The organism is Acinetobacter sp. CIP 53.82 (genome assembly GCF_000369465.1).
GTDB lineage: Bacteria > Pseudomonadota > Gammaproteobacteria > Pseudomonadales > Moraxellaceae > Acinetobacter > Acinetobacter indicus.
Genome location: NZ_KB850046.1, coordinates 1,384,952 through 1,410,609, shown reverse-complemented (window position 1 = coordinate 1,410,609; position 25,658 = coordinate 1,384,952). Strand labels below are relative to the sequence as shown.

Here is a 25,658-nt window from a genome sequence, read left to right as displayed (position 1 = left end):
CAGATTTACAAGGGCAGGCAGCGAAAAAAATTTAGGCTGCTTAAAACACCGCCTTGTTTTTCATGAATTTACTTAAGCCTTTGATCCAGGCATTGAGTAAATATAAGAAGGCAATGGCGCTAAACACCACACCAGCAATGGTGGTCGCAGTGACCCAAGTGGCATCATTCCAGGCATAGAAAAATAGCGGAATAAACCACAGGGCAGCAAATACCGCCAAAATGGAGTAGATCATGACATTGCGCATAACCCAGAGTGCCTGGGCCTGTAACCAGACTTCAGTCTGATCGACCATCACCACTTTACGGGCCAGCCAGTAAGCAAAAATGGCGCTAATTAAGGTAAACAGGGCGAAAAACATGAAGACGTAAGAAAGAGCAATCGAACGACGTAACTTGGCTAAGCTATCTTGCTGCATGTGTGCTTCAACCCCATTTACTGCATGTTTGGTTTTATAATATGCAGTAAATTTACCTATTGAAAATTGTAAAAATGAAGGTGCTACTATATTGAAATTTTCAAGCTTTCGCACCTTATATTGACACAAAATCAGGCCATATTCTGATTTTTTTTCACTTTAAACCACTGCGCATACAGGGCCGGCAAAAAGAATAAAGTGAGCAGCGTCGCAATAATCAATCCGCCCATGATGGCCACCGCCATCGGGCCAAAGAAAATACTGCGCGACAGCGGAATCATGGCCAGCACGGCGGCCAGTGCCGTCAGCACAATTGGACGGCAGCGGCGCACCGTGGCATTGATAATTGCATCCCATGGCGCTTCACCGGCCTGAATATCCTGCTCGATCTGGTCAATCAGAATCAGCGAGTTACGCATGATCATCCCCGACAGCGCAATGGTGCCGAGCATGGCCACAAAACCAAAAGGCTTATTGAACAGTAGCAGGAACAGTACTACCCCAATAATGCCAAGCGGTGCGGTTAAAAACACGATACAGGCCCGTGACATACTTTTTAACTGCAGCATCAACAGGGTAAACACCACCGCCAAAAATAGCGGCATACCGGCATTGACCGAGCTTTGCCCTCGCGCCGATTCTTCCACCGTCCCGCCGACTTCCAGCAGGTAGCCGTTTGGCAACTGGCTGCGAATCTGCTGTAAGGGTTCGCTTAGCTCCCCTACCACCGTGGCTGGCTGTAAACCGCTGCTGATGTCAGCCCGTACGGTAATGGTCGGTAAACGGTTACGGTGCCAGATCAGGCCTTCTTCAAAGCGGTATTCAATCTGGGCAATCTGGGCCAATGGCACACTACTGCCCTGTGCGGTTGGCACTGCCAGGCTGCTGAGCGAACCGACATCGACCCGCTCGGCTGCATCACCGCGCAGGCGAATTTCAATCAGCTCACGTTTTTCCCGGTACTGGTCAATCGCGCTGCCAAGAATGGAGCTGTTGAGGAAATTAGCCAAATCAACACTGCTAACGCCCATTTGTCGCGCCCGGTCCTGATCAATCTGTAGATGAATCACCTTGCTTGGCTCACCCCAATCCAGATGCACATTGGTGGTGTTTGGATTGTCATCGACCTGAGCTGCGACCTGCTGTGCCCATTGCCGCACCTGAGCCAGATCTTCACCGGAAACCCTGAACTGGAGTGGATAGCCAACCGGCGGACCATTTTCCAGCAGCGACACCCGGGTACGCGCTTCCGGTAATAATTTACGAATCTGCTCATCCAGCGAACGGCGAATTTCATCCCGGTCTTCTAGCGATGAGGCCAGCACCACAAACTGGGCAAAACTGGTTTGCGGTAACTGCTGATCGAGCGGTAAATAAAAACGCGGCGAGCCAGTGCCCACATAGGCCACATAGTTATCAATCCCCTCCTGCTTGGCCAGGAACTGCTCGACCTTTTGTACTGCGGCTTCGGTGGCTGTTAACGAAGCGCCTTCTTCGAGTTTCAGATCGACCAGAATTTCGGCCCGGTTCGATGGCGGGAAAAACTGCTGCGGCACCAGCTTGAACATCAAAATCGACAGCACAAAAATGCCTACCGTAGCGGCAATCACGGTTTTGCGATAGGTCACACAAGTATCGACCCAGCGGCGAAAGCCCTGATAAAAACGGGTCTGATACGGATCATGCTGCTCACCGACATGATGCACCACAGGCGCTGGAGCGGGCTGCTTGCGTAAGCGTGCCCAAAGGCGCTGATACCAGCTGGCCTGTTGTGGCGACTGATTAAAATCGGGCAGCAGTTTATCACCCAGATACGGCACAAACAGCACCGCGGCAAACCAGGACACCACCAAGGCAATCGTCACCACCTGGAAGATGGAGCGGGTATATTCGCCGGTACTAGACGCCGCCGTAGCAATCGGTAAAAAGCCGGCGGCAGTAATCAGAGTACCGGTCAGCATTGGAAAAGCGGTGGTTTTCCAGGTAAAACCAGCCGCCTGAAGCCGGCTATAGCCCTGCTCCATTTTAATGGCCATCATCTCTACCGCAATAATGGCATCATCCACCAGCAGGCCCAGCGCCAGAATCAGGGCACCGAGGGAAATCTTGTGCAGGCCAACATCAAACAGGTTCATGCCGGCAAAGGTCATCGCCAGCACCAGCGGAATTGAAAAAGCCACCACCAGACCGGTACGAAACCCGAGCGAGAAAAAGCTGACCAGGAGCACGATAATCACCGCCTCGGCCAGTACCTTCATAAATTCATTGACACTGTGCTTGACCGCCACCGGCTGATCCGAGACTTTTTGCAGCTGCATGCCCAGTGGCAAGGTCTGTTGTAGCCGCTGGAATTCGCTGGCCAGATTTTCCCCCAGCGCCAGAATGTCACCGCCTTTACGCATGGATACGGCAATGCCAATCCCGTTTTCGCCCATAAAACGCATCCGTGGCTGGGCCGGATCGCTAAAACCGCGGTAAATCTCCGCGACATCACCCAGCTGAATGGTGGTGCCATTGACCAGTAGCGGCATCTGCTGCAAGGCTTCAACACTGTTTAGCTGGCCACTAACCCGGACCTGAATCCGGTCAGTTTCGGTTTCAAAAAAGCCGGCACTGGCCATGCTGTTCTGCTGCTGCAACGCCTGCTGAATGGCGGTAACTGGAATACCGAGCTGGGCCGCTTTGGTATTGGACAGTTCAATCCAGATTTTCTGGTCTTGCAAGCCAATCAGTTCGACCTTGCTGACATCCTTGACCCGCTGCAATTGTAGCTGCAGGCGATCGGCATATTCTTTTAAGGTGGCATAGTCAAAATCTTCGCCGGTTAGTACATAAATATTGCCGAAGGTATCGCCAAATTCATCGTTAAAAAACGGCCCCTGCACGCCTTGGGGCAATTCATGCCGGATATCATTGATTTTCTTGCGTACCGTATACCAGATATCCGGAATTTGCCCGGAACGCAGCGAATCTTTGGCAATAAAGGTCACCATCGACTCTCCCGGACGCGAATAGGCCAGAATCCGCTCGTACTGCCCGGTGGTCATCAGCTCTTTTTCAATCCGGTCGGTGACCTGCAAGGACACTTCCTTGGCGGTTGCGCCCGGCCAGTAGGTCTGCACCACCATCACCTTAAAGGTAAACGGCGGGTCTTCACTCTGCGACAATTTGGAATAGGAATACATGCCAATAATGCCGAGCAGCAGCATGAAATACAGAATCAGGCCCTTGTTTTTTAAGGCCCATTCCGACAGGTTAAAGTTTAGCGGTGCGCTCATGCTTAACCCCCTGCCTGAAGCTTGACGGCACGGTTTTCCCGGTCAATCGGATGAATTTTTTGCTGGTCGCGCAGCAGATGTACCCCACCCACCACCACATAGTCCGTTGGCTTCAGCCCGCTAAGTACCGGTACGCTGTCACGGCCATAAGCGCCCAGCTGCACATCTACTTTACGTAGTTGATGATTGGCACCCACCACCAGGACATAGGCCTGCTGGCCATTGGCCGAGACGCTGGACAGCGGTACGGTCAGCTGCTGCTGTGCATTGCCATTTAAAAACACCCGCGCACTTTGTCCCAGCTGGATGGCCGGATTGGCAGCACGCAGCGCCACCTTGACACTAAAAGTACGTGACTGGTCAGCTGCCGGTGAAATCTCCCGCACATAAGCTTCAAAGCGCTGATCCGGCTGTGACCACAAGGTGACTGTGGCCGGCTGACCGACTTTAATCTGGCTCATGGCCTGCTCCGGCACGCCAATCACCACTTCACGTTCACCGGAAATTGCCAGCTGATACGCCGCCTGACCGGCCGCAACCACTTGCCCCACTTCAATATTGCGTGCGGTAATCACCCCGTTTTTATTGGCCACCAGCCGGTTATAGACGGTCTGGTTCTGCGCCACCGCATAATTGGACTGCGCCTGTTTCAGCGCCGCCACGGCAGATTTGTACTGATTGTCGATCGCATCGTATTGCGAGCGGCTAACCGCATTCATTGGCAACAGCTGCTGAAAACGTTGCAATTCATCTTGGGCAATTTTGGCGGCCGACTGGGCACTGTCGAGCTGGGCGCGCGCTGCATTCAGCTGTAACTGGGCATCTTTAACATCTAAACGTGCCAGCGCCTGCCCGACCTTGACCTGATCGCCCACATCGACATAGCGTTCCACCACCTGACCGCCCACCCGAAAGGCCAACGCGGTCTGCTGACGCGCCTGCACCTCTCCGGCATAGCTTTTTTGTGCCTGATGACTGGAGGTGGGCTGGGCCACCATCACATAGGGAATATTCTGTTCAGTGCTGGCGCTGTCCTTGCTGCAACCGACCAGGGTGCTACACACCAGGATCAGGCTGAGAACTACCGTGTTAATCGTGCTCATGCGGTTGACTCTTATTTGTCAGATGTTTTTCAGGCAAAATAGCAATATATTAAAAATGATCAATTTTTAATTAATATACCGATGAGTACATTAATTGCAAGAAACAGCAAAACACAATGACTGTTTTTATTTTATTTAGGATATTTTCAGCAAATGAACGTCGGACGTCCCAAAGATCTCGAAAAACGCCAGCGCATTCTGGAATCGGCTAAATCCTTGTTTTTAAAGCAGGGCTATCATGGTTCGAGCATGAATGAAATTGCCCGCGATGCCGGCGTGACCAAACTGACGGTCTATAATCATTTTCAGGACAAGGCCACCTTGTTTACCTGTGCCATTGAAGATACCTGTGAAGCCCTGATTATGGCGCGTCCGCCGCAGCTCAGTACCGACAGCAATTTCCAGCAGGCGCTGGCACAGCTATGTGCGCTGTCTCTGGAAATTGTCTATTTACCCGAAGCCATCAAGCTGGAATATCTGCTGCTCGATTTGGCCTCACAGCAAAGTCCACTGTTACAGCAGTTTTATCAGGCCTCGCATCAGAAGCTGAACCAGGTCTGGCAGCATTTTTTCCAACAGGCCATTGCGTTAGGTTTCATTCCCAACAGGCCGCTAGAACAGTTAATCCAGTTGATGCTGTCGTTGTTACTCGGTCAGCGCCATCATGAAATTTTGCTCGGCATCCGTCCGATTCCGGCCGCCGATGAACAGCAGCAGCTGATCCAGTCCAGTATCCAGCTGTTCCTGCAAGCCATCTCCGAGTGACTGGCTGCCTAAGCCTTGAACAAAACCGGCTTTTTTGCAGCGCTTCCGGATAAAAATTATCCGACTTTCGCCTTATCTTGGCTTGGATTGTCACGAATTCCGGGTATAGTCAAAACAGGAACTCTGGAGAGGGAAAAAAATGATTCAACAAATTGCTGCTCCATTACGCGAAGATGTGCGTCTGCTGGGAAATTTACTGGGCGATACCCTGAAACAGCACGCCGGACAAGATTTGTTTAATCAGGTCGAACAGATTCGTGCGCTGGCCAAAGGCGCCCGTGATGGCCAGATTGAAGCAGAAAAACAACTCGAACAACTGCTGTCCAGTCTGGAAGATGAAGAAATTCTGCCGCTGACCCGTGCCTTTACCCACTTTTTAAATTTTGCCAATATTGCCGAGCAGTATCATGTGGTGCGTAGCCGCCGCCAGAGCGAATTTGATGACAGCGCACCCTCCCCGAATCCACTCGATCATCTGTTTCAGAAGTTCCAGCAGCACGATATTTCTGCCGAGACCTTGTTCCAGCAGATCTGCGAGCTGAATATTGAACTGGTCTTAACCGCACATCCGACCGAAGTTAGCCGCCGCACCCTCATTCAGAAATATGATGGCATCAATGCCTGCCTGTCGGCTTTTGACCAGCAGAAACTGACGCCGCGTGAACGTCAAGCCGTACTGGAAGAACTGAAACAGCTGATCAGCTCGGCCTGGCAGACCGATGAAATTCGTCAGCATCGCCCGACCCCGATTGATGAAGCCAAATGGGGCTTTACCACCATTGAACAGACGCTGTGGAATGCAGTGCCTAAATTTATCCGGGAACTGGACAACATGGTGCAGGCCCAGTGTGGCCAGCAGTTGCCACTGGAAATTGCACCGCTGCGCTTTGCCTCCTGGATGGGCGGTGACCGCGATGGCAACCCGAATGTGACCCATCAGGTGACCCAGGAAGTGCTGTGGCTCTCGCGCTGGAAAGCCGCCGATTTGTACCTGCGCGATATTGAAGATTTGCGCTGGGAACTGTCGATCCAGCAATGCAGCCCGGAGCTGCTGGCTGCAATTGGCACCCCGCATCCTGAACCGTATCGTGAATATTTACGTGAGACGCGCCAGCGTTTAACGGCCACCCGTGACTGGCTGGCGCAAAAGCTGCAAGGACTGGATGCCGATGACAGCCAGGTGATTAAAAGCAAACAGGAACTGCTGACCCCGTTATTGTTATGTCACCGCTCGTTAATGGCCTGCAACATGCCAGAAATTGCCAATGGCAAGCTGCTGGATTTCATTCGCCGGGTCAACTGTTTCGGAATTGAACTGCTCAAACTGGATATCCGTCAGGAATCTGGTCGTCATCGTCAGGCCATTTCGGCAATTACCGAATATCTTGGGCTGGGCAATTTTGAAACCTGGACCGAACAGGCGCGGCAGAATTTCCTGCTGCAGGAACTGCAAAGCAAACGTCCGCTGTTGCCTAAATACCTGCAGGAACCGAAACAGAGCCTGATTGAACATCCGGATGTGCAGGAAGTGTTTGCCACCATGCGGACTCTGGCCGAACAGCCATCAGAATCGCTGGGTGCCTATATTATTTCCATGGCCGAATATCCAAGTGATGTGCTAGCGGTGTTATTGCTGCAAAAAGAAGCCGGTATTCAAACGCCGCTACGCGTGGTGCCGCTGTTTGAAACCCTGAAAGATCTGGACGGCGCAGCCGACACCATGCACACCCTGTTTAGTATGCACTGGTACAAGCAGCATATTCAGGGCAAACATGAGGTGATGATTGGCTACTCCGACTCGGCCAAAGATGCTGGCTTTATGTCGGCCAACTGGGCCCAGTATCGTGCCCAGGAAGAACTGACCGCTGTGGCGCAGCAGCACGGGGTTCAGCTGACCCTGTTCCATGGTCGTGGTGGTTCTATCAGCCGTGGCGGCGCACCGACCCAGCAGGCCCTGTTCTCACAACCACCGGGTTCTATTTCCGGGGCGATTCGCGTCACCGAACAGGGCGAAATGATTCGCTTCAAGTTTGGTCTGGAAGAAATTGCCTTACAGAATCTGGAAATCTATACCGCTGCAACACTGGAGGCGACCTTGCTGCCACCGCCTGTTCCTAAACAGGAATGGCGCCAGTTAATGCACAGCATGACCGACCTGTCGGTGCAGGTCTATCGCCAGACCGTGCGGGAAAATCCGCATTTTGTGAAATACCTGCGTACCGTGACCCCGGAACTGGAGCTGCAAATGCTGCCGCTTGGTTCACGTCCGGCCAAGCGTAAAGTCAGCGGCGGCATTGAATCGCTACGTGCCATTCCCTGGGTGTTTGCCTGGACCCAGATTCGTCTGATGCTACCAGCCTGGCTGGGCACCGGTGCGGCTATTAACCAGGTGATTGCCCAGGACCAGCAGGCGCTGCTGGAAGAAATGCTGCGCGAATGGCCGTATTTTCAGACCTTGGTGGATATGCTGGAGATGGTTCTGTCCAAGGCCGATGGGCATATTGCGCTCTACTATGAGGCGCATCTGACTGAAGATGAAGAACTGAAAGCGCTGGGTGCCGAGCTGCGTCAACGCCTGAAAGATGCAGTCCAGACCTTGCTGGCGCTGAAAGGTGAGTCACAGCTACTCAGCAGCAATGATGTACTGGATCAGTCGATGAAAGTGCGTAAACCATATTTGCTGCCGCTACATCTGCTGCAGGCCGAACTGATGAAACGCCGCCGCCAGTATCTCAACAGCCAGCAGGCCGAGCATAGTCCGGTAGATCATGCCTTAATGGTCACCATTGCCGGTATTGCCGCCGGATTACGCAACACCGGCTAAGTCAAATTGGCAAAAACATACAGCACATGTTCTGCATGTGCTGTATTTTTAAGCAGTCATAAAGCTGTCATTTCTTTTTTTTATGAATAAAATAATTATTATTTATACATTCCCTCCAGCCAAAGTCGATGAATTAATCTACTGATTTCATACTGTTTTTATATTGAAAAATTTTTACCCTGCGGTAAAAAATAAAGCAAAGTCATAGAATTAATTTGAACAAAAATTTTGTATCTCCGATTAAATCTTTTAAAAAACAGGAGTATGATTGGCACAATTTGTCTTTAGAGTGCTCAAAATATGTCCAATTGGTTTCCCAAATGGCGCCCGTATCAAGGCAGTATCGATGCACGTCCTGTAGGTACCAATGAGTATCTTCCACCTGCGCAAACTGTGGTCCTGGGGGTTCAGCACGCGTTTGCCATGTTTGGTGCGACGGTACTTGCGCCTTTCCTGATGGGCTTTGACCCGAACCTGGCCATTCTGATGTCCGGGATCTGTACCATCCTGTTCTTTATTATGACCGGTGGTCGTGTTCCAAGTTATTTAGGTTCCAGCTTTGCCTTTATTGGGGTGGTAATTGCTGCGACCGGTTATGCAGCATCCGGCACGGGCGGACCCAACCCAAATATTGCGGTGGCAGCCGGCGGGATTATTGCCTGCGGTATTTTATATGCCCTGCTCGGCTTTCTGGTCATGGCCACCGGTACTCGCTGGATTGAAAAATTAATGCCACCTGTGGTCACTGGTGCAGTGGTGATGATCATTGGCCTGAACTTGGCGCCGGTCACGGTCAAAGGCGTAGCCGGTAATCCATTTAATATGTGGATGGCGCTAGTGACCGTCCTATGTATGGGTTCGATTGCGGTATTTACCAAAGGACTGTTACAGCGCCTGTTGCTCCTGGTGGGTCTGCTGCTGGCCTATCTGGTTTACTTTATTGTCAGTAATGTCATGGGTTATGGCACCCCGATTAACTTTGCCCCAATCCAGCAGGCGGCATGGTTTGGCCTGCCAACCTTCCATGGTCCGGAATTTGAAGTCAATGCCATGCTGATCATTGCCCCGGTAGCGCTGATTCTGGTGGCAGAAAACCTGGGCCATATTAAAGCGGTGAGTGCCATGACCGGTGAAAACCTGGACCCGCATATTGGTAAAGCCTTTGTTGCCGATGGTGTAGCCACCACTTTAGCCGGTGGTGTCGGTGCGCCAGGCATGACCACCTATGGTGAAAATATCGGCGTGATGGCAGTGACGCGTGTCTACTCGACCATTATTTTTGCGGTTGCCGGTGTGTTTGCCATTTTCCTCGGTTTATCGCCTAAGTTTGGTGCCATTATTCATACCATTCCAAGCGCGATTTTAACCGGTGCCTCAATTGTGGTGTTTGGTCTGATTACCATTGCTGGAGCGAAAATCTGGATTGAAAACAAAGTCGACTTCTCGAAAAACAAAAACCTGATGGTGGCGGCAGTGACCATTATTTTAGGTACCGGTGACTTTGCCCTGCAATTCGGCAGCTTTAACCTGGGGGGTATTGGGACAGCAACCTTTGCCGCACTGTTACTGAACCTGTTCTTTAGCCTGGGCGAAAAATCAGAAAAAGTATAACTGCCCTGACTAATATACAAAAAAACCGAAGCCGGTATGATCAGTACCGGCTTCGGTTTTTTATCTGAAACCTAAACGCTAGCAGTCAGGTTTCAAGGCAAAATTAAATTATTTTTGCTTTTTCAGGGCTTTTTGCAGCTGTTTCAATTTGCCCTGATGTTTTGAAATCTTTTTCAAACGTGCTTTGATTTTTTGCTTTAACGATTTAACTTGCTTCGCCATGGTATTACTCCCTAGTAAGGCTATTCGCGCTTGTGCTGTTTCACAAAGCTACGAATAAATTTTCTTAATTCACGAGCAGCACTAGTATCCAGTTCTTCACACAAATGAATAAATTCATCGCGTTCAGCACTATTAATACGAATTAAAAGTTGTCCATCTTTTTTGCCTGTCTTTATTTTTTTGATTTGCTCGCTCATTGCTTCACTCCAAAATAAAGACGCTTTAACAAAAAGATGTATATACAATATATATACATTTTCAATTAAGTCAAATCTATCGTGTTAAAATATGTAATAAAATCAATAGATTTAGTTTACCAAAAAACTATAGACGCGCGCAAAGCCTGCCGGGCTCTAGCTTTGCGCAAAATACCGCCATCGGTTTATTTTTAAATTAAAGTTAGATGATTCGCTTGTTTTTCAACCAACCTTGATCTTGAAGCGAAATAACCTCCCAGATTCATCTCACCTGCCGAGTGCTGATGTCTACGGTTCTGGCTAAAGATTAAAGACGAACAAAAATAATCCGCGCCGCCGGAATCAGGAAGATTATCCCGGCCTGCTGTGATGAAAACAGAGTGCCAGCGCGTTTTTAATTGTTATCGGTTTTAAGGTCTAAACTGTTTCAGCTCACGCTGAATAAAATGCTGGAACATGGTCTGGTACAGCTGTTCAATCAGCTGGGCATCGAGCCCCAAGCTGGTGGCCTGGTTACGCAAACGCTCCAGAATCTGGGCCTGGCGTTCCGGGGTCTGCATATCGGTTTCTGATTTTTTAAAACGGGTGGTCTGATCGACATAATATTGACGCGCTGCAATCAGCTCCACCAAAGCACTATCAATCACATCAATCTGTGCGCGAGCCTGTTCCAGCGACTCAACTTTCTCTTTTTTCATGTTGTAAGATGTCATTTTCAGCTTCGTTTTCACTTTTGTACTTTTCTTCTAACACATTACTGAAAATACTTTCAATCATCCAGACGCGATAAAGGCTATTAAACACATAACTTTGCCCGTCAATCCGCAGCTCCAGCACCGGTAAATTCGGCTGGGACTTCATTTCACAGAGCATGTCATTGTCTTTCAGATACTGTTCAATATCGGCACTGCTCAGTTCAACAATGTTCAACTCACGGCGTAACTGCTCGAAATGGGCTTTAAAAGACAGGTCTTTGCCCTGGGTCCACACCGCCTGCAAAATTCGGTGAATGGCCTGCATACGCTGTTCTTCCGGCACGCTATAAAACAGTCGCGCCATCTGATAGGTGGCATCCTGGGTCGGCCGGCAAAACGGGGTAAAGGCCACTTCGGTGCGTTTGGATAAACGGGTCGCCAGACTCCAGTCAAACAGGTCACGGCCCTGATAACTGAGCGGATAGACATTCAAATGAATATTATAATAATTGGCCAGCTCTTCCTGAATATAGGCCAGCAGCAGCCAGGAAATCGGATCTTCCAGCGCGATATATAAATCCAGCTCCGGGTCCATACGCTGAATTTCATTTAAAGCTTCGGCATCATTAATTAAATGCTCACGCCATTCAATATGATTGATCAGGAAAATCGGATTACCGGTCAGCAGCTTCTGCTGTTTTAGGCGCCGGGTCAGGCGTAACAAATCATCTACCGCATGATACTGACGGCCACCAAATTCGAAATAGCTGGCAAGAATGGCATCCTGATTAAAAATCCGTTCCGGAAAATGCTGTTCCTGATGATGGCGGCTGGCCATGGCATACAGGGTGCGTAATTTGCCATACTGCTTTTGCCAGAGCATATGAAATACATCTTCCAGCAAATACAGAAAATCCTGACCACGCAAAGGCGTATGCCGCAAGATGGTTTCAGCTTGCGCCAAGGCTTCCGGGGTCGGTTGCTCCGGGGTGTCATGAAAACTGAAACGGTGCTGCTTGGACAGGATCTGTGCATCATTCAGGCAATAGTTCTGCCATTCCAGCGCCGACATCTGGTTCGGCGGCTCTGCACTGCCACTGGAAATAATTACCTTTAACGGCTTTAAGGCATCGGAGAGAATTTCTTCAAGCTGTGGCAGTTCCTGCACCGCCAGATAGCTATACACATCATCTAAACGCAGATGAATACTGAGGCCCTGCTCAATCGGTAACACCGCTTGACGAGACGGTTTTTGATAAAACCAACTCGATCGGATTGGATCAAACCAACGGCGTAACAGTGACATGAGCTGAGCCTCTAAAGGATTAAACGGCGGAATAAAAGATACTACACCGGTTTATAACAATTTGATCTTAAATGATCAATTACACATCCAAATTTAAATCGGTCACGGCGCCAGTCTCTGCCCCTGAGGTCAGTCGGGCAAATTTGGCCAGTGCACCATGCGTATAATTTGGTTTTGGCTTGACCCAGGCCGCCTGACGCGCGGCAATTTCCTGTTCAGACACATGCCAGGTCATTTCACGGGTTTCGGCATTGATGGAGATTTTATCGCCATTTTTCACCAAACCAATTGGCCCACCTTCATAGGCTTCCGGGGTCACATGGCCAATCACAAAGCCATGACTGCCGCCGGAGAAACGGCCATCGGTAATCAGGGCCACAGCATCGCCCAGGCCTTTACCAATAATCGCCGAAGTCGGTTTTAGCATTTCAGGCATGCCCGGTCCGCCTTTTGGTCCAACACCGCGAATTACCACCACTTCGCCCGGCTGCACCTGACCGTCAAGAATACCGCGCATGGCACCAATTTCACCTTCAAACACCCGTGCCGGGCCTTCAAAATACAGCCCTTCTTTACCGGTAATTTTTGCCACCGCACCGGTTGGCGACAGGTTGCCTTTTAAAATCACCAGATGTGAATCTTTTTTCACCGGCGCATCAAATGGCAGGATAATCTGCTGGCCTTCCGGATAGTCTTCAACATCCGCCAGATTTTCGGCCAGTGTTTTACCGGTCACGGTCAGGCAGGAACCATCGAGCATGCCGGCATCCAGCATCCGTTTCATCAGCGGCTGAATCCCGCCAATCGCAATCAGTTCAGACATCAGGTATTGACCGGATGGACGTACATCGGCCACCACCGGAATATCCTGACCAATGCGGACAAAATCATCTAGGCTCAGCTCGACCCCGGCCGTATGCGCCATCGCCAGTAAATGCAGCACGCCATTGGTGGAACCGCCCAGGGCAATCAGCACTTTAATGGCATTTTCAAACGCGGCTTTGGTCATAATGTCGCGCGGTTTAATGTCCAGACGCAGCAGGTTCATTACCGCTTCACCAGCACGCTGACAGTCAATTTTCTTGTCTTCAGACACCGCTTCCTGCGCCGATGAACCCGGTAAACTCATGCCCAAGGCTTCAATCGCCGAGGCCATCGAGTTGGCGGTGTACATGCCGCCACAGGAACCCGGTCCCGGCAAGGCCACTTCTTCAATCTGTTTGACCTGAATTTCATTAATTTCGCCCTTGGCATGCTGCCCGACCGCTTCAAATACCGAAATCATGTCGGTATGGCCTGCGCCCGGCTTGATGGTGCCACCATAGACAAACAGCCCCGGACGGTTGAGGCGTGCCAGCCCCATAATACAGCCTGGCATATTTTTATCGCAGCCGCCAATTGCAATCACCCCATCATAGGCCTGACAGCCAACCACGGCTTCAATCGAATCGGCAATAATCTCGCGGGTTAGCAGCGAATATTTCATGCCCTCGGTGCCGTTTGAAATCCCGTCCGAAATGGTGATGGTGTTAAAGATAATCCCCTTACCGCCAGCGGCATTGACCCCGGCTTCGGCTTCACGCGCCAGCCCATCAATATGCATATTACACGGCGTGACATTGGCCCAGGTTGAGGCAATCCCGATAAATGGACGCGTAAAATCCTCATCCTGAAAGCCGGTGGCGCGCATCATGGAACGTGCCGGTGCATTTTCAATGCCCTCATAGACCGGGGCGGAATGTTCGCGGATATTATCTTTACTCATTGGTTTCTTCCTTGGCGATCACTGGATTGAAGCCACAGTGTTTGGCAATTTATTCTACGATTATTGTATAGAATTAAATCCGTACAATATAGCTTTCAGCGGTTTCTCGAACATTTGATCTATACCCAAGTCATCTGCAACGGTCCGAGGCAGAACTACAATTCATATTAAATGGTTTTGCGATATCAGTGAAACCTGCAGGTATTGAACGAGTTTTGCAGATGAAAATGGTTTTGCCTCCTTTTTCCCAATGAGCAATATATTTCGCAAGGTCGGTCGAACCAAAGCTAATCAACCATTATCAAATCCTTCTCTTTAAGACAGTGTCATGCTGAAGCTATCCATTTCAAACTTAGCTTCTCACATAAAAAAGCACCCCATCAGGAGTGCTTTTTTAGCTCTAAAAACTTAGCGCTTAGATTTCACGTACCGCACCTTTGGCCGCACTGGTGGTATGCATGGCATAGGCTTTCAGCGCTTTAGAAATCTTGCGTGGACGTTCCTCAGCCGGCTGCCAGCCTTTGGCTTCCTGTGCTTCACGGCGCGCTGCCATGGTTGCATCATCAACCGCCAAGTGAATGCTACGGTTTGGAATATCAATTTCAATACGGTCGCCATCTTCGACCAGACCAATCGCGCCACCTTCTGCCGCTTCCGGAGAGACGTGACCAATCGACAAGCCAGATGAACCGCCCGAGAAACGGCCATCGGTCAGCAAGGCACAGTCTTTACCCAGACCTTTGGATTTCAGGTAGCTGGTTGGGTACAGCATTTCCTGCATGCCCGGACCACCACGTGGACCTTCATAACGAATCACCACCACATCACCGGCGCTGATTTTACCGCCCAGAATCGCCTCCACCGCGGCATCCTGGCTTTCAAATACGCGAGCTGTACCATTAAATTTCAGGATGGATTCATCTACACCCGCAGTTTTTACGATACAGCCATCCAGCGCGATGTTGCCGTACAGCACGGCCAGACCACCATCTTTAGAGAAGGCATGTTCAGCATTACGGATCACACCATTTTCACGGTCGCCATCAAGACGTGAATAATAACGGTCTTGTGAGAATGCAGTCTGGGTCGGAACGCCACCTGGCGCCGATTTGAAGAAAGTGTACACCTCTTCGTTTTCAGTACGGATGATGTCCCATTTATCTAAGGCATCTTTTAAAGTGGCTTCATGTACGGTCGGTACAGAAGTATCCAGCAAACCGGCACGATCCAGCTCGCCTAGAATACCCATGATCCCGCCGGCACGGTGAACATCTTCCATATGTACATCATTTTTCGCTGGAGCCACTTTACACAGGACCGGCACTTTACGCGATAAACGGTCGATGTCATCCATGGTGAAATCAACACCGGCTTCATTGGCCGCAGCCAACAGGTGCAATACAGTATTGGTTGAACCGCCCATGGCAATGTCCAGCGTCATGGCATTTTCATACGAGGCTTTGGTGGCAATTGAACGTGGCAGAACGCTGTAATCATCCTGTTCATAGTGACGTTTGGCCAGTTCCACAATTAAAGAACCAGCACGTTCGAACAGTTTTTTACGGTTGGCGTGGGTGGCCAGTGTAGAACCATTGCCTGGCAACGACAGACCGAGCGCTTCGGTCAAGCAGTTCATTGAGTTGGCAGTGAACATGCCTGAACATGAACCACAGGTTGGACAGGCCGAACGTTCGTATTCCGCCACTTCTTCATCGGTGAAGTTGTCATCTGCAGCGACAATCATGGCATCAATCAGGTCGATGGCTTTTTCGTTGCCACGGATTTTGACTTTACCTGCTTCCATTGGACCGCCCGACACGAACACCACCGGAATATTCAGACGCATCGCGGCCATTAACATGCCCGGGGTGATTTTGTCACAGTTTGAAATACAAACCATGGCATCGGCACAGTGCGCGCTGACCATATATTCGACCGAGTCGGCAATCAGATCACGTGATGGCAAGGAATACAGCATACCGTCATGACCCATGGCGATACCATCATCGACCGCAATGGTATTGAATTCTTTGGCTACACCACCTGACGCTTCAATTTGACGTGCCACCAGCTGACCCAGGTCTTTTAAATGCACGTGACCCGGTACAAACTGGGTAAAAGAGTTGACCACCGCAATAATCGGCTTGCCAAAATCTTCATCTTTCATCCCGGTCGCACGCCATAAGCCACGTGCGCCCGCCATATTTCTTCCGTGTGTCGATGTTTTTGAACGATAGTCAGGCATGTGTATTTCCAAAGAGTTGTGCTTGAGAGGGTGAATCCCCATCTCTGGCTAAAATGTACTGATCTTCAGGTTATCAGTTGAAATTTCGTCACATCATACTACAGCTCAATCTGTCAGCGTGCTGGGTGATCGGGTCTTTTGAACCTTTTATTCTGCGATCTTTCAACTGATGAAAACTGGGGAGACTCGCCTACGGAGCCGATATGATTTGATCATAAAGCATTAGCTCCGGCATTTTCATGAATAATTTTTACCTTTTATATAAACAAAATTTATTGATATTAATTTTTTAAATAAAATTTTGTTTGCAAATAACAGCACCCAGCCAAACTCATGAAGATGCAATCTCTATTTACATGACAATTTAGGCTTAAAAAGGCTTTTCGCATATAATGTGGGGCAAGTTTATATGGAATCTCATGTGTGAAAATTATCTTTGCGGGAACACCAGAATTTGCAGCTGTAGCGCTCGATGCCTTATTAAAAACCGAGCATGAAATTGTGGCGGTCTATACTCAACCTGACCGCAAAGCAGGCCGCGGACAAAAACTTACGGCCTCTGCCGTAAAACAACTGGCGCTGGCGCATGATCTTCCGGTGTATCAACCGTTACATTTTAAATCATCCACAGAAGAAGGTCTGGCTGCGCAGGCAGAACTGAAAGCCCTAAATGCCGATGTAATGGTGGTGGCAGCCTATGGCCTGATTTTGCCGCAAGTGGTGCTGGATACACCCAAATATGGCTGCCTGAATATTCATGGTTCGCTGCTGCCACGCTGGCGAGGAGCGGCGCCCATTCAACGCGCCATTGCCACCGGTGATGCTGAAACCGGCGTGACCATTATGAAGATGGCGGCCGGGCTGGATACCGGCGATATGATGTATAAAACCCTGTGCCCGATTACAGCTGAAGATACCTCTGCCAGCCTGCATGACAAACTGGCCATTCAGGGTGCGGAGGCGATTGTGGCGGTACTGGCTTCGGAGCAGACTTTACAACAGTATCTGGAACAGCGCGAAGTACAGGATGAAGCTTTAACGGTATATGCCCACAAGCTGTCTAAAGCCGAAGCGAAAATTGACTGGTCTCAGGATGCTGTGACAATTGACCGCAATATTCGCGCCTTTAACCCGTGGCCGGTGGCGTTTATTCCGCTGGATGAGCAAAGTAGTTTACGGGTCTGGGGATCTGTGCTGTCGAATGAAGCGGTCAATGGCCAGTCGGCGGGGACCATTCTGGCACTAGATAAACAGGGCGTGCATGTGGCCTGTGGCGATGGCAAAGCCATCTGTCTGACCAGCCTGCAATGGCCGGGTGGTAAAGCGCTGAATCCGGTCCAGATTGCACAAACCCAGAAATTAAGTATTGGGCAGGTGCTGGCATGAATCAACATCCATCCGGTCAGTCACATCTGAACTTACGCGCCCAAGTCATTCGTACTTTATTGGCCGTCCAGCAGGGCCAATCTCTGGCCAGTATTTTACCGCTGCATCTGACCAAGGTCGCCGAGCGTGACCGGGCGTTGTATCACGAACTGGTCTTGGGCACCTTGCGTCAATGGTATGGCCTGAAAAGCATTACCCTGCCTTTGCTGGTCAAACCACTGAACAATGAAACCGTCGAAACCTGTCTCTATGTCGGGCTGTATCAGATTTTATGTACCCGTATTGCCGACCATGCGGCTATTTCAGAAACCGTGACTGCCACCAAGCAGTTAGGCTTTCAGGCGCTCAGTGGTGTGGTCAATGCCATCCTGCGTCGTGTTTCACGTGAAACATCGGTCTTTGAGCAGACGCTGCAAGCGGCGCATGGTTTACCCAGCTGGCTGTTTAAACGTCTGAAAAAAGACTGGCCGGAACAGCTGGAGCAACTGACCCAGGACCTGAAACAGACAGCACCACTGACTTTAAGGGTCAATCAGCGCAAGATCAGCCGTGAAGCCTATCTGAATAAACTGCTGGGCGCCGGTATTCAGGCACGTCCGGGCGAGCGTTCCGATGTGGCGATTATTCTGGAACAGGCGGTGCAGATTCCGGAGCTGCCGGGCTTTGATGCCGGCTGGTTCTCGGTACAGGATGAACATGCCCAGCTTTGTGCGCAGTTACTGCCAGATTTAAATGGCAAAGTGGTGATTGATGCCTGTGCAGCCCCGGGCGGAAAAACCGCACATATTCTGGAAAAATTTAGTCCGGCCACTCTGGTGGCACTGGATCAGGACCCGAAACGGCTGTTACGGGTCAGGGAAAATCTGGAGCGCCTGCAACTGACCGATACGCAGCAGGTCGAAATTCTGGCGGCAGATGCTACGCGCTGGACCGCAACCGAACCGGTCGATTGTATTGTGCTGGATGCACCCTGCTCTGCCATTGGGGTGATGCGCCGTCATCCGGATATTCGCCTGTTACGCCAGTCCGCTGACATTCAGCAAACTGTCGAGCTGCAGCAGCAGATTCTGGAACAGATGTGGTCCCAGCTAAAAGTCGGCGGCACCTTGCTGTATATCACCTGTTCCATTTTAAAAGCAGAAAATGAACAGCAGATGCAGCAGTTCTTTGCCCAGCATGCCGATGCCAAAGAAATTAAAATTGTCACAGACTATGGTGTCGAACAGCAGTATGGCCGCCAGCTGTTACCGGAAGCCGGACGCGGCGATGGCTTCTATTATTGCCGGATCGAAAAAATCTAGACGATAAAAAAAGGAACCCTCAGGTGGTTCCTTTTTTTACAGCAGCTTAGTCTGCACATGCATGTACCACAGACTTAATCCTCTGGTTCATCTGGATGTTTGCTCAGATGAATCATGGCCAGGATTAAACCGCCCCAGAGCAGGACAGTCGAGATGATCATCATGATAATCGCTTCAGTATTCATCTTAGTTCTCCTCTTCCGGTACTTTGTCTTTCAGACAGCTTAGTACAATGGCACCCACAATAAACAGGGCCAGCGTACCGCCACCCACCAGCCATAAGATTTCAGCCGGATAACCGCCATAACCTTCTGCAACAATCGACTTGATAGTTAAGCCTAAAGCCACCAGTAATGATAATGGAGTAATCACGGTTAACAGGAAGTTCCAGCCGGCACCCAGTTTAATACTAGAGTACTGGTTGATATGCGCCTGTAACTGCGACAATAACGGACGACGGAACCACGACACCAGAATAATCGACAGTAAACCACCGCCAACAATACCAATATTATTGGCAAAGTAGTCAATGATGTCGACAAAGGTAATCGCACTATGGGTCGAGAAAATCAGGGTCGAAACAATGGCAGAACCACCGGCAATAATGCTGACCGATTTTTTACGTGACCAGCCTAACTTGTCCTGGAAAGCTGAAATCGGCACTTCCAGAATACTGACCATGGAAGTAATCCCGGCAACGGTCAACGAGGCAAAGAACAGGAAGCCAAATAAGTCGCCGCCTGCGCCCATGCTGGAAATAATTTTCGGGAAGGCAATAAAAGCCAGACCAATACCGCCAGATACCACTTCTTCCACGGTTGAGCCTGAACTTAACGCCATAAAGCCCAAAGCCGCAAATACCCCGATACCGGCCAGAATTTCAAAAGATGAGTTGGCCAGCGCAACCACCGCACCGGAACCAGTCATATTGGTTTTACGCTTTAAATACGAGGCATAGGTCAGCATGATCCCGAAGCCGACAGACAGCGAGAAGAAGATATGACCAAATGCGGCCAGCCAGACTTTATAGTTGCCCATCGCTTCCCAGTTCGGGGTAAAGAAGGCATTTAAACCTGCGGTTGCGCCCGGTAAACGGATCGCCTGAATCACCAGAATTGTGAACAGTACCACCAGTAACGGCATAAAGATTTTATTGGCCAGTTCCACACCACGACGTACGCCACCGTAAAGAATGAACATCACCACTGCCCAGACAATCACCAGACCAAAGAATAAGGTCGGTACAAAGCCCAAGGCCAGCCCTTCGCCATTTTGCAAATAGGAATTAAAGAAGAAAGCCTGGGTATCTGCCCCCCATTTCTGGCCAATTGCGTAGTACATATAACTACCGGCCCAGGACAGAACGCTGGCATAGTAAATCCCGATGACCAAAGTCACCATCACCTGCCACCAGCCCAAGGACTCGCTGTTCATGAGCTTTTTATACGCCAGTGGCGGCGCTTTACGGAACTTATGTCCGACCGCGTAATCTAAATATAATAACGGCAAACCAGCAGCAAAAATTGCCACCAGATACGGCACCAGGAAGGCACCACCACCATTTTCGTAAGCCACATAGGGAAAACGCCAAATATTCCCCAAGCCTACAGCTGAACCAATCGCTGCAATAATAAAGCCTGATCGCGCGGACCAGTTTTCACGATTTCCTGACATAAAACACCTAAACCTAGATGCTTTTTTCACTGCTTTTTATGTGGTTTTCTCGCAAGCAAAAAAGCACCATGCAATATTAATCTTGAGTGTTTGATTTAGCCTTGACCTTTTGGGTACTAGTTTCTAAATGACAAACAGGGAGTGAATGACGAAAACTTGCTTAAAGTGCATCGTGAAGACTCCCTTTTATATGGTTCAACAATACTCACTTTTAAAAAATTATTCTGTAATTTCTGCTCCAAATCTTGGGTTTTTATAATCTATCCTGATTCAACCGCTCAATTAATCAGCTTATTTATTGTACAATTTTGGTTATGAATTACCAAACTTTTTGGAATATATTATGAAGTAAAACTGAAAACTCAATTGCGTTCCTTTAAACGGTCATTTATACCCGATGATATAAAATGCCTATCGCCGCCCCTCAATGCTTTCTTCAGATGCTGTATTTAAATAGATTGCCGTGATCTATAGATGAGAATGCATCAAGTTCAAGCTTGCCCTTGATGCACCCCAAGCCGTCAACCCGGTTGATGGATCACCAGCAAACGTTCTTCCTGCATATCACGAATTGCCGATTGAATTCCCTCACGTCCCAGCCCCGAATCCTTGACCCCGCCATACGGCATGTTATCGACCCGGAACGATGGAATATCGTTAATAATCACCCCGCCAACATGCAGCTGGTCCCAGGCATATAGCATCTGCTGCAGATTCTGGGTATAGACCCCGGCCTGCAAACCAAAGCGGCTCTGGTTAATCCGTTCAATACCCTGCTCAAACTGTTCATACGGCTCCAGAATAGCCACCGGACCAAAAGCTTCATTCTGGTAAATTTCTGACTGAGGCGAAACCTGCTCCAGCAATGTCGGCTCGAACATCACTCCCTGCTGTTCACCGCCCACCAGTATCGTCGCGCCTTCTGCTACGGCCTGATCCAGCCATTTTTTCAGGCGCACGGCTTCGTTCTCTTTAATCATCGGCCCAACCAAAGCGCTGTCCAGCCGCGGATCAGCCGCCCGTAATGACTGCAAACGGCTGACCAGTTTATCTTTAAGCTGTGTGTAAATCGCGCGATGTACCAGAATACGCTGCACACTAATACACACCTGCCCGGCATGGTTATAGGCACCGCCAATCAGCCGGTCAACCAGTGCATCATTGACTTCGGTATCGGCCTCAATCATCACGGCAGCATTGCCGCCCAGCTCCAGCGTGACCTTTTTACGTCCGGCACGCGCTTTCATGTCCCAGCCCACCACATCAGAACCGGTAAAGCTCAGCAGTTTAAAGCGGTCATCGGTGACCAGCACATCGGCCTGCTCACGCGGACAGGGCAATACCGAAAAGGCACCAGCCGGTAAATCGGTTTCCGCCAGAATCTCGGCAATTTTTAAGGCAGAAATCGGGGTTAGGCTGGCCGGTTTTAAAACAAAGGGACAGCCTGCAGCAATCGCGGGTGCAATTTTATGGGCAGTTAAATTCAGAGGAAAATTAAATGGACTGATCAGCGATACCGCGCCAATCGGTACCTGTTTACTGATGCCCTGATAACTGCAAGCCGCGGCAGTTACTGCCAATGGCATCATCCGGCCCTGATCCATCTGGGTTACTGCATCCGCAGCCAGTTGAAAGGTATTGATTAACCGCTCCACTTCAGCAGCGGCAGCCCTTTTCGGTTTACCGCCTTCAATAATCAGCAGTTCGGTGAGCTCGGCCCGGCATTCCTGAAAACGCTGCACACAATGCAGCAGGATTTTCTGTTTCTGAAACGGTTTTAATGCCGCCATCGCCGCTTCCGCCTGGACTGCGGCCTGAATCGCCTGCTCCAGCGTCTCTGCATCGGCCAGCGCCACACGTGCATAACAGCGTTGCAGATACTTATCTTCGACCTCTAGCCACTGGCCGGTCACATGCGGCTGTCCAGCCAGATATAAAGGATAATCGTGCGGATGATCAGTGTGCGTAGCCATGTGCAGGTCCTCTATTTTTTGCATGATGCGTCAATGCAATTTATACCAATTCCCGATATGATGCGCCGAGATGTTTCCCGGCTCCATCCTCCACAATAAATTTATTCTGAGAATATACAAGCTCTACAGGGATTTTTATGCGTACACGTCCAGCATTGTGTTTCATCCTCGGTCTTGGCTGTTTTAGCGCCGCGCAGGCCGATATTATTGGTGTTAAAGGTAGCGTCGATTACTGGCATTATGACAGTGACTTATCGAGTGCCTTGGGCCAGCCCGAGATGAAAGATGACTCCAGTTTGTCTTTTGCCTTGGCGGTTGAACATCCAGTACCGTTATTGCCGAATGTCAAAATCAAGCACAGCACACTTGAGGCAGAATCAGAACGTGAAGTTCTGAATGAAAAGATGGAGCGGATCGACCTCGATTATTCCGACTTCATTGTCTATTACGAAATTCTGGACAATATTGTCAGTGCCGATATTGGTGTGGGTGCCAAGGTGCTGGACGGTACCGTGCAGCAGAATTTAACCGAAGTGGAACAGGTCAGTGAAACCTTGCCAATGCTGTATGCCGAAGCCGGGGTGAAACTACCTTTTACCGGTTTAAGTGCCAAAGCCGAAGCCAGCTATGCCAAGTTTGATGATACTGTCATTAGCGATGCGCAGGCAGAACTGAAATATAATTTTATTGATAATTTACTGATCGATGTCGGCCTGAAAGCCGGTTACCGCATTCTAGATGTGGAGCTAAACGAAGGTGATGAACATAATCTCCAGCTGGATTTTAAAGGTCCTTATCTTGGGCTGGAAGCACATTTCTAAGCCAGGCAAATCATCTTTTTCCCTTTAAACAAAAAGCCTCTACTGAGGCTTTTTGTTGGTTTAGATGAATTACATCGGTTTAGCTATAAGAGCGACTGGCCTTGGACACCACCGGTGGCGTTTCGGTAACCGGCTCAGAGGCTTTCTGGATACGAATCAGGGCAACTGCAATTGCACCAATCACCGCTGGAATCGCCACCGCCAAGAAATTCAGTTTATGCGGTAATTCCATGCCCAATAGCACCCCAATAATAATCGGGCCGACAATTGCACCCACGCGACCAACCGCAGAGGCACAACCAATCCCGGTTGAACGTACCGCTAGTGGATAATACTGCGCCACAAAGCTGTATAGCAGAATACTACTGCCAATTGCGGAAGCCCCAGCCAGCGCCACCAGTAGGTAAATCACCGGTTGTGGCGAGTTAAAGCCTAATCCAACCAGCGCTACAGCCCCCATCAGGAACATGCCAATAATCACCGGTTTTAAATGGAAACGGTCTGCCAGAATCCCGCCGCCAATGGTACCAATTACTGCACCAATATTCATCGACATCAGGAACATCAGGCTGCTACCCAGCGAGTAACCGGCGGCCATCATCAGTTTTGGTAACCAGCTGCCCAGTGCATAGACCATCAATAAACACATAAAGAAACAGCACCAGAACAATAAGGTACTCATGCCACGGTTTTGCTTAAATAAGGCGGCAATAGAGGCATCCGGCACCTGTACTTCATTTAAGACCAGTTGAGTCTGCGCACTGACTTTTTCTTCTGGCGTGATTTTCTGGATAATCTGGCGCGCTTTTTCATCCTGCTGTTTTTTCACTAAAAAGGTCAATGATTCAGGTAAAAACTTCCACAAGATCGGTAACAGTAACAGTGGAATACCCGCGATATAAAACATCACTTCCCAGCCAAAACTTGGAGTTAACCAGGCACCCAGTAATGCAGCCATAATACCGCCGACCGCATAACCACTAAACATGGTCGTCACCAAGGTACTGCGCAGTTTTTGTGGTGCATATTCAGAGGTTAAGGCCACTAGATTCGGTAATACTCCGCCAATTCCTAAACCTGCAATAAAGCGCAAAATTCCGAATTCAGTCGGGTTAGATGCGAAACCGCCCCAGAAGGTAAAACCGCTAAATAAGGTCACACAAATTAAAATGACATTTTTACGGCCAATCTTATCGGCCAGCATGCCAAAAAACATGGCACCGAACATCATTCCGGCCAGGGCAGTACTGGCCAACATGCCTGCTTGCACAGCAGTCATATTCCATTCTTGCATCAGTAGTGGTAGGGCTACGCCATTAATCGCCAGGTCATAACCGTCAAAGATGACTACAAATAAACACCAGAGTACGACGTTTAAATGAAAAGGTTTGAACTTTGCCTTGTCCACTACAGCATTCACATTCATTGTTGTTGCTGTCATTAATCCTCACCTCCAATTGTGAGATTTTATTCTTAATATGAAAAAATGAACAATCATTCACTTTTGTCTACAAAATGAATGATTATTCATTTTTTGTCTATGGATAAAAGGTCTAAATGATAAATTTTTCTTAAAAATCAGATTTGATTTAGCAATAAAGCTCAATTTCAGAGCAGAAAATTTAGTTATAAATTTTACAATTAGTGGAAACTTATTCTATTTTTTAAAATTTTTATATTACAAAACAGTGAAATAAAAGCTTCATCATTGCAATTTTTAAGACAGGCTTAAATGACAACTTCTACCACACAAATTTGCAAATAAATGTAAAAATTGTGTCATAAAGCCAGAAAAATACTATCCAAGTCGTAGATGTAGAAACTAGAAATTACGCCCATAAAAAAATCCCCCTCGCTTTTGCTTGGGGGATTTTGAATAATGAGCTGGCGATGACTTACTCTCACATGGGTAACCCCACACTACCATCAGCGCTAAGAGGTTTCACTTCTGAGTTCGGGAAGGGATCAGGTGGTTCACTCTTGCTATTGTCGCCAGCACAACTGTTATGGACTTGTTCGGGTCTTAGTTACTTTGCTTAAGCTTGATGCTTTTGCATGTAATGCCTTACTTTGT

General features: G+C 49.3%; 18 protein-coding genes and 1 rRNA gene. 6 read left to right on the top strand and 13 right to left on the bottom strand.

Annotation, left to right across the window (positions count from 1 at the left end):
- Window positions 1-40 precede the first annotated feature (40 nt).
- The 3 genes from F905_RS12200 to F905_RS12190 all read right to left on the bottom strand — a co-directional run bounded on the left by F905_RS12200 (window position 41) and on the right by F905_RS12190 (window position 4,799).
- On the bottom strand, window positions 41-418 hold the full coding sequence (locus tag F905_RS12200; RefSeq protein ID WP_005181203.1) for a hypothetical protein: 378 nt from the start codon (window positions 416-418) through the stop codon (window positions 41-43).
- Window positions 419-549: 131 nt separating this feature from the next.
- On the bottom strand, window positions 550-3,696 hold the full coding sequence (locus tag F905_RS12195; RefSeq protein ID WP_005181199.1) for an efflux RND transporter permease subunit: 3,147 nt from the start codon (window positions 3,694-3,696) through the stop codon (window positions 550-552).
- Between the two features lie 2 nt (window positions 3,697-3,698).
- The gene (locus F905_RS12190; RefSeq protein ID WP_005181197.1) at window positions 3,699-4,799 is read right to left on the bottom strand and encodes an efflux RND transporter periplasmic adaptor subunit; all 1,101 of its coding nucleotides are present in this window, start codon (window positions 4,797-4,799) and stop codon (window positions 3,699-3,701) included.
- A 153-nt stretch (window positions 4,800-4,952) separates the two neighbouring features.
- Here F905_RS12190 and F905_RS12185 point away from each other — a divergent pair, with 153 nt between their 5' ends.
- From F905_RS12185 to F905_RS12175, 3 genes are all read left to right on the top strand, one after another.
- Window positions 4,953-5,564 (top strand): TetR/AcrR family transcriptional regulator, encoded by a 612-nt coding sequence (locus F905_RS12185; protein WP_005181195.1) that lies wholly within the window; start codon window positions 4,953-4,955, stop codon window positions 5,562-5,564.
- 139 nt (window positions 5,565-5,703) lie between these two features.
- Window positions 5,704-8,388 carry a phosphoenolpyruvate carboxylase gene (ppc, locus tag F905_RS12180; protein ID WP_005181193.1) on the top strand — a complete coding sequence of 895 codons (2,685 nt, stop codon included), beginning with the start codon at window positions 5,704-5,706 and terminating at the stop codon, window positions 8,386-8,388.
- Between the two features lie 300 nt (window positions 8,389-8,688).
- Entirely contained in the window at window positions 8,689-9,999 is a 1,311-nt protein-coding gene (locus F905_RS12175; RefSeq protein ID WP_005181189.1) for a solute carrier family 23 protein, read from the top strand.
- A 242-nt stretch (window positions 10,000-10,241) separates the two neighbouring features.
- Here F905_RS12175 and F905_RS15540 read toward each other — a convergent pair whose 3' ends face one another.
- From F905_RS15540 to ilvD (F905_RS12155), 5 genes are all read right to left on the bottom strand, one after another.
- Window positions 10,242-10,418, bottom strand: coding sequence for a hypothetical protein (locus F905_RS15540; protein ID WP_005181183.1), 177 nt, complete (start codon window positions 10,416-10,418; stop codon window positions 10,242-10,244).
- A 410-nt stretch (window positions 10,419-10,828) separates the two neighbouring features.
- Complete coding sequence (locus F905_RS12170; RefSeq protein ID WP_005181180.1) at window positions 10,829-11,116, bottom strand: chorismate mutase; 288 nt, start codon at window positions 11,114-11,116, stop codon at window positions 10,829-10,831.
- The gene (locus F905_RS12165) at window positions 11,097-12,419 is read right to left on the bottom strand and encodes a hypothetical protein (RefSeq protein ID WP_005181177.1); all 1,323 of its coding nucleotides are present in this window, start codon (window positions 12,417-12,419) and stop codon (window positions 11,097-11,099) included. The genes F905_RS12170 and F905_RS12165 overlap by 20 nt, the downstream gene beginning before the upstream one ends.
- A gap of 79 nt (window positions 12,420-12,498) precedes the next feature.
- Window positions 12,499-14,184, bottom strand: a complete 1,686-nt coding sequence (gene ilvD / locus F905_RS12160; RefSeq protein ID WP_005181175.1) for a dihydroxy-acid dehydratase — start codon at window positions 14,182-14,184, stop codon at window positions 12,499-12,501.
- 415 nt (window positions 14,185-14,599) lie between these two features.
- Window positions 14,600-16,429 (bottom strand): dihydroxy-acid dehydratase, encoded by a 1,830-nt coding sequence (gene ilvD, locus F905_RS12155; RefSeq protein ID WP_075174681.1) that lies wholly within the window; start codon window positions 16,427-16,429, stop codon window positions 14,600-14,602.
- Window positions 16,430-16,852: 423 nt separating this feature from the next.
- Here ilvD (F905_RS12155) and fmt point away from each other — a divergent pair, with 423 nt between their 5' ends.
- Complete coding sequence (gene fmt / locus F905_RS12150; protein WP_005181170.1) at window positions 16,853-17,815, top strand: methionyl-tRNA formyltransferase; 963 nt, start codon at window positions 16,853-16,855, stop codon at window positions 17,813-17,815.
- A complete protein-coding gene (rsmB, locus tag F905_RS12145; RefSeq protein WP_005181166.1) occupies window positions 17,812-19,116 on the top strand; it encodes a 16S rRNA (cytosine(967)-C(5))-methyltransferase RsmB in 1,305 nt (434 codons plus the stop codon). Before fmt ends, rsmB begins: the two co-directional genes overlap by 4 nt.
- 74 nt (window positions 19,117-19,190) lie before the next feature.
- On the opposite strand, the gene F905_RS15240 is transcribed toward rsmB, so the two are convergent.
- The 3 genes from F905_RS15240 to F905_RS12135 form a co-directional block, all read right to left on the bottom strand.
- Window positions 19,191-19,301: a methionine/alanine import family NSS transporter small subunit gene (locus F905_RS15240; protein ID WP_005181164.1), complete on the bottom strand. Its 111-nt coding sequence runs from the start codon at window positions 19,299-19,301 to the stop codon at window positions 19,191-19,193.
- 1 nt (window position 19,302) lies between these two features.
- Window positions 19,303-20,790 carry a sodium-dependent transporter gene (locus tag F905_RS12140; protein ID WP_005181163.1) on the bottom strand — a complete coding sequence of 496 codons (1,488 nt, stop codon included), beginning with the start codon at window positions 20,788-20,790 and terminating at the stop codon, window positions 19,303-19,305.
- Window positions 20,791-21,311: 521 nt separating this feature from the next.
- Window positions 21,312-22,763, bottom strand: a complete 1,452-nt coding sequence (locus tag F905_RS12135; protein WP_005181161.1) for an aldehyde dehydrogenase family protein — start codon at window positions 22,761-22,763, stop codon at window positions 21,312-21,314.
- A 137-nt stretch (window positions 22,764-22,900) separates the two neighbouring features.
- Between F905_RS12135 and F905_RS12130 the strand changes: the two genes are divergently transcribed.
- Window positions 22,901-23,584, top strand: a complete 684-nt coding sequence (locus F905_RS12130) for a TIGR04219 family outer membrane beta-barrel protein (protein ID WP_005181160.1) — start codon at window positions 22,901-22,903, stop codon at window positions 23,582-23,584.
- Window positions 23,585-23,663: 79 nt separating this feature from the next.
- Here the strand turns inward: F905_RS12130 and F905_RS12125 are convergent, their stop codons facing one another.
- Complete coding sequence (locus tag F905_RS12125; protein WP_005181158.1) at window positions 23,664-25,025, bottom strand: aromatic acid/H+ symport family MFS transporter; 1,362 nt, start codon at window positions 25,023-25,025, stop codon at window positions 23,664-23,666.
- A gap of 441 nt (window positions 25,026-25,466) precedes the next feature.
- Window positions 25,467-25,581: ribosomal RNA gene (gene rrf, locus F905_RS12120) — 5S ribosomal RNA — on the bottom strand.
- Window positions 25,582-25,658: the final 77 nt, after the last annotated feature.

Coding starts and splice junctions, on each gene's coding strand:
- F905_RS12140 (WP_005181163.1), bottom strand. CDS start 20,790: ATGTCAGGAAATCGTGAAAACTGGTCCGCGCGATCAGGCTTTATTATT.
- F905_RS12165 (WP_005181177.1), bottom strand. CDS start 12,419: ATGTCACTGTTACGCCGTTGGTTTGATCCAATCCGATCGAGTTGGTTT.
- rsmB (WP_005181166.1), top strand. CDS start 17,812: ATGAATCAACATCCATCCGGTCAGTCACATCTGAACTTACGCGCCCAA.
- F905_RS12125 (WP_005181158.1), bottom strand. CDS start 25,025: ATGACAGCAACAACAATGAATGTGAATGCTGTAGTGGACAAGGCAAAG.
- F905_RS12200 (WP_005181203.1), bottom strand. CDS start 418: ATGCAGCAAGATAGCTTAGCCAAGTTACGTCGTTCGATTGCTCTTTCT.
- F905_RS12175 (WP_005181189.1), top strand. CDS start 8,689: ATGTCCAATTGGTTTCCCAAATGGCGCCCGTATCAAGGCAGTATCGAT.
- F905_RS12170 (WP_005181180.1), bottom strand. CDS start 11,116: ATGAAAAAAGAGAAAGTTGAGTCGCTGGAACAGGCTCGCGCACAGATT.
- ilvD (WP_075174681.1), bottom strand. CDS start 16,429: ATGCCTGACTATCGTTCAAAAACATCGACACACGGAAGAAATATGGCG.
- ppc (WP_005181193.1), top strand. CDS start 5,704: ATGATTCAACAAATTGCTGCTCCATTACGCGAAGATGTGCGTCTGCTG.
- F905_RS12195 (WP_005181199.1), bottom strand. CDS start 3,696: ATGAGCGCACCGCTAAACTTTAACCTGTCGGAATGGGCCTTAAAAAAC.
- F905_RS15240 (WP_005181164.1), bottom strand. CDS start 19,301: ATGAATACTGAAGCGATTATCATGATGATCATCTCGACTGTCCTGCTC.
- F905_RS12185 (WP_005181195.1), top strand. CDS start 4,953: ATGAACGTCGGACGTCCCAAAGATCTCGAAAAACGCCAGCGCATTCTG.
- F905_RS15540 (WP_005181183.1), bottom strand. CDS start 10,418: ATGAGCGAGCAAATCAAAAAAATAAAGACAGGCAAAAAAGATGGACAA.
- F905_RS12130 (WP_005181160.1), top strand. CDS start 22,901: ATGCGTACACGTCCAGCATTGTGTTTCATCCTCGGTCTTGGCTGTTTT.
- F905_RS12135 (WP_005181161.1), bottom strand. CDS start 22,763: ATGGCTACGCACACTGATCATCCGCACGATTATCCTTTATATCTGGCT.
- ilvD (WP_005181175.1), bottom strand. CDS start 14,184: ATGAGTAAAGATAATATCCGCGAACATTCCGCCCCGGTCTATGAGGGC.
- F905_RS12190 (WP_005181197.1), bottom strand. CDS start 4,799: ATGAGCACGATTAACACGGTAGTTCTCAGCCTGATCCTGGTGTGTAGC.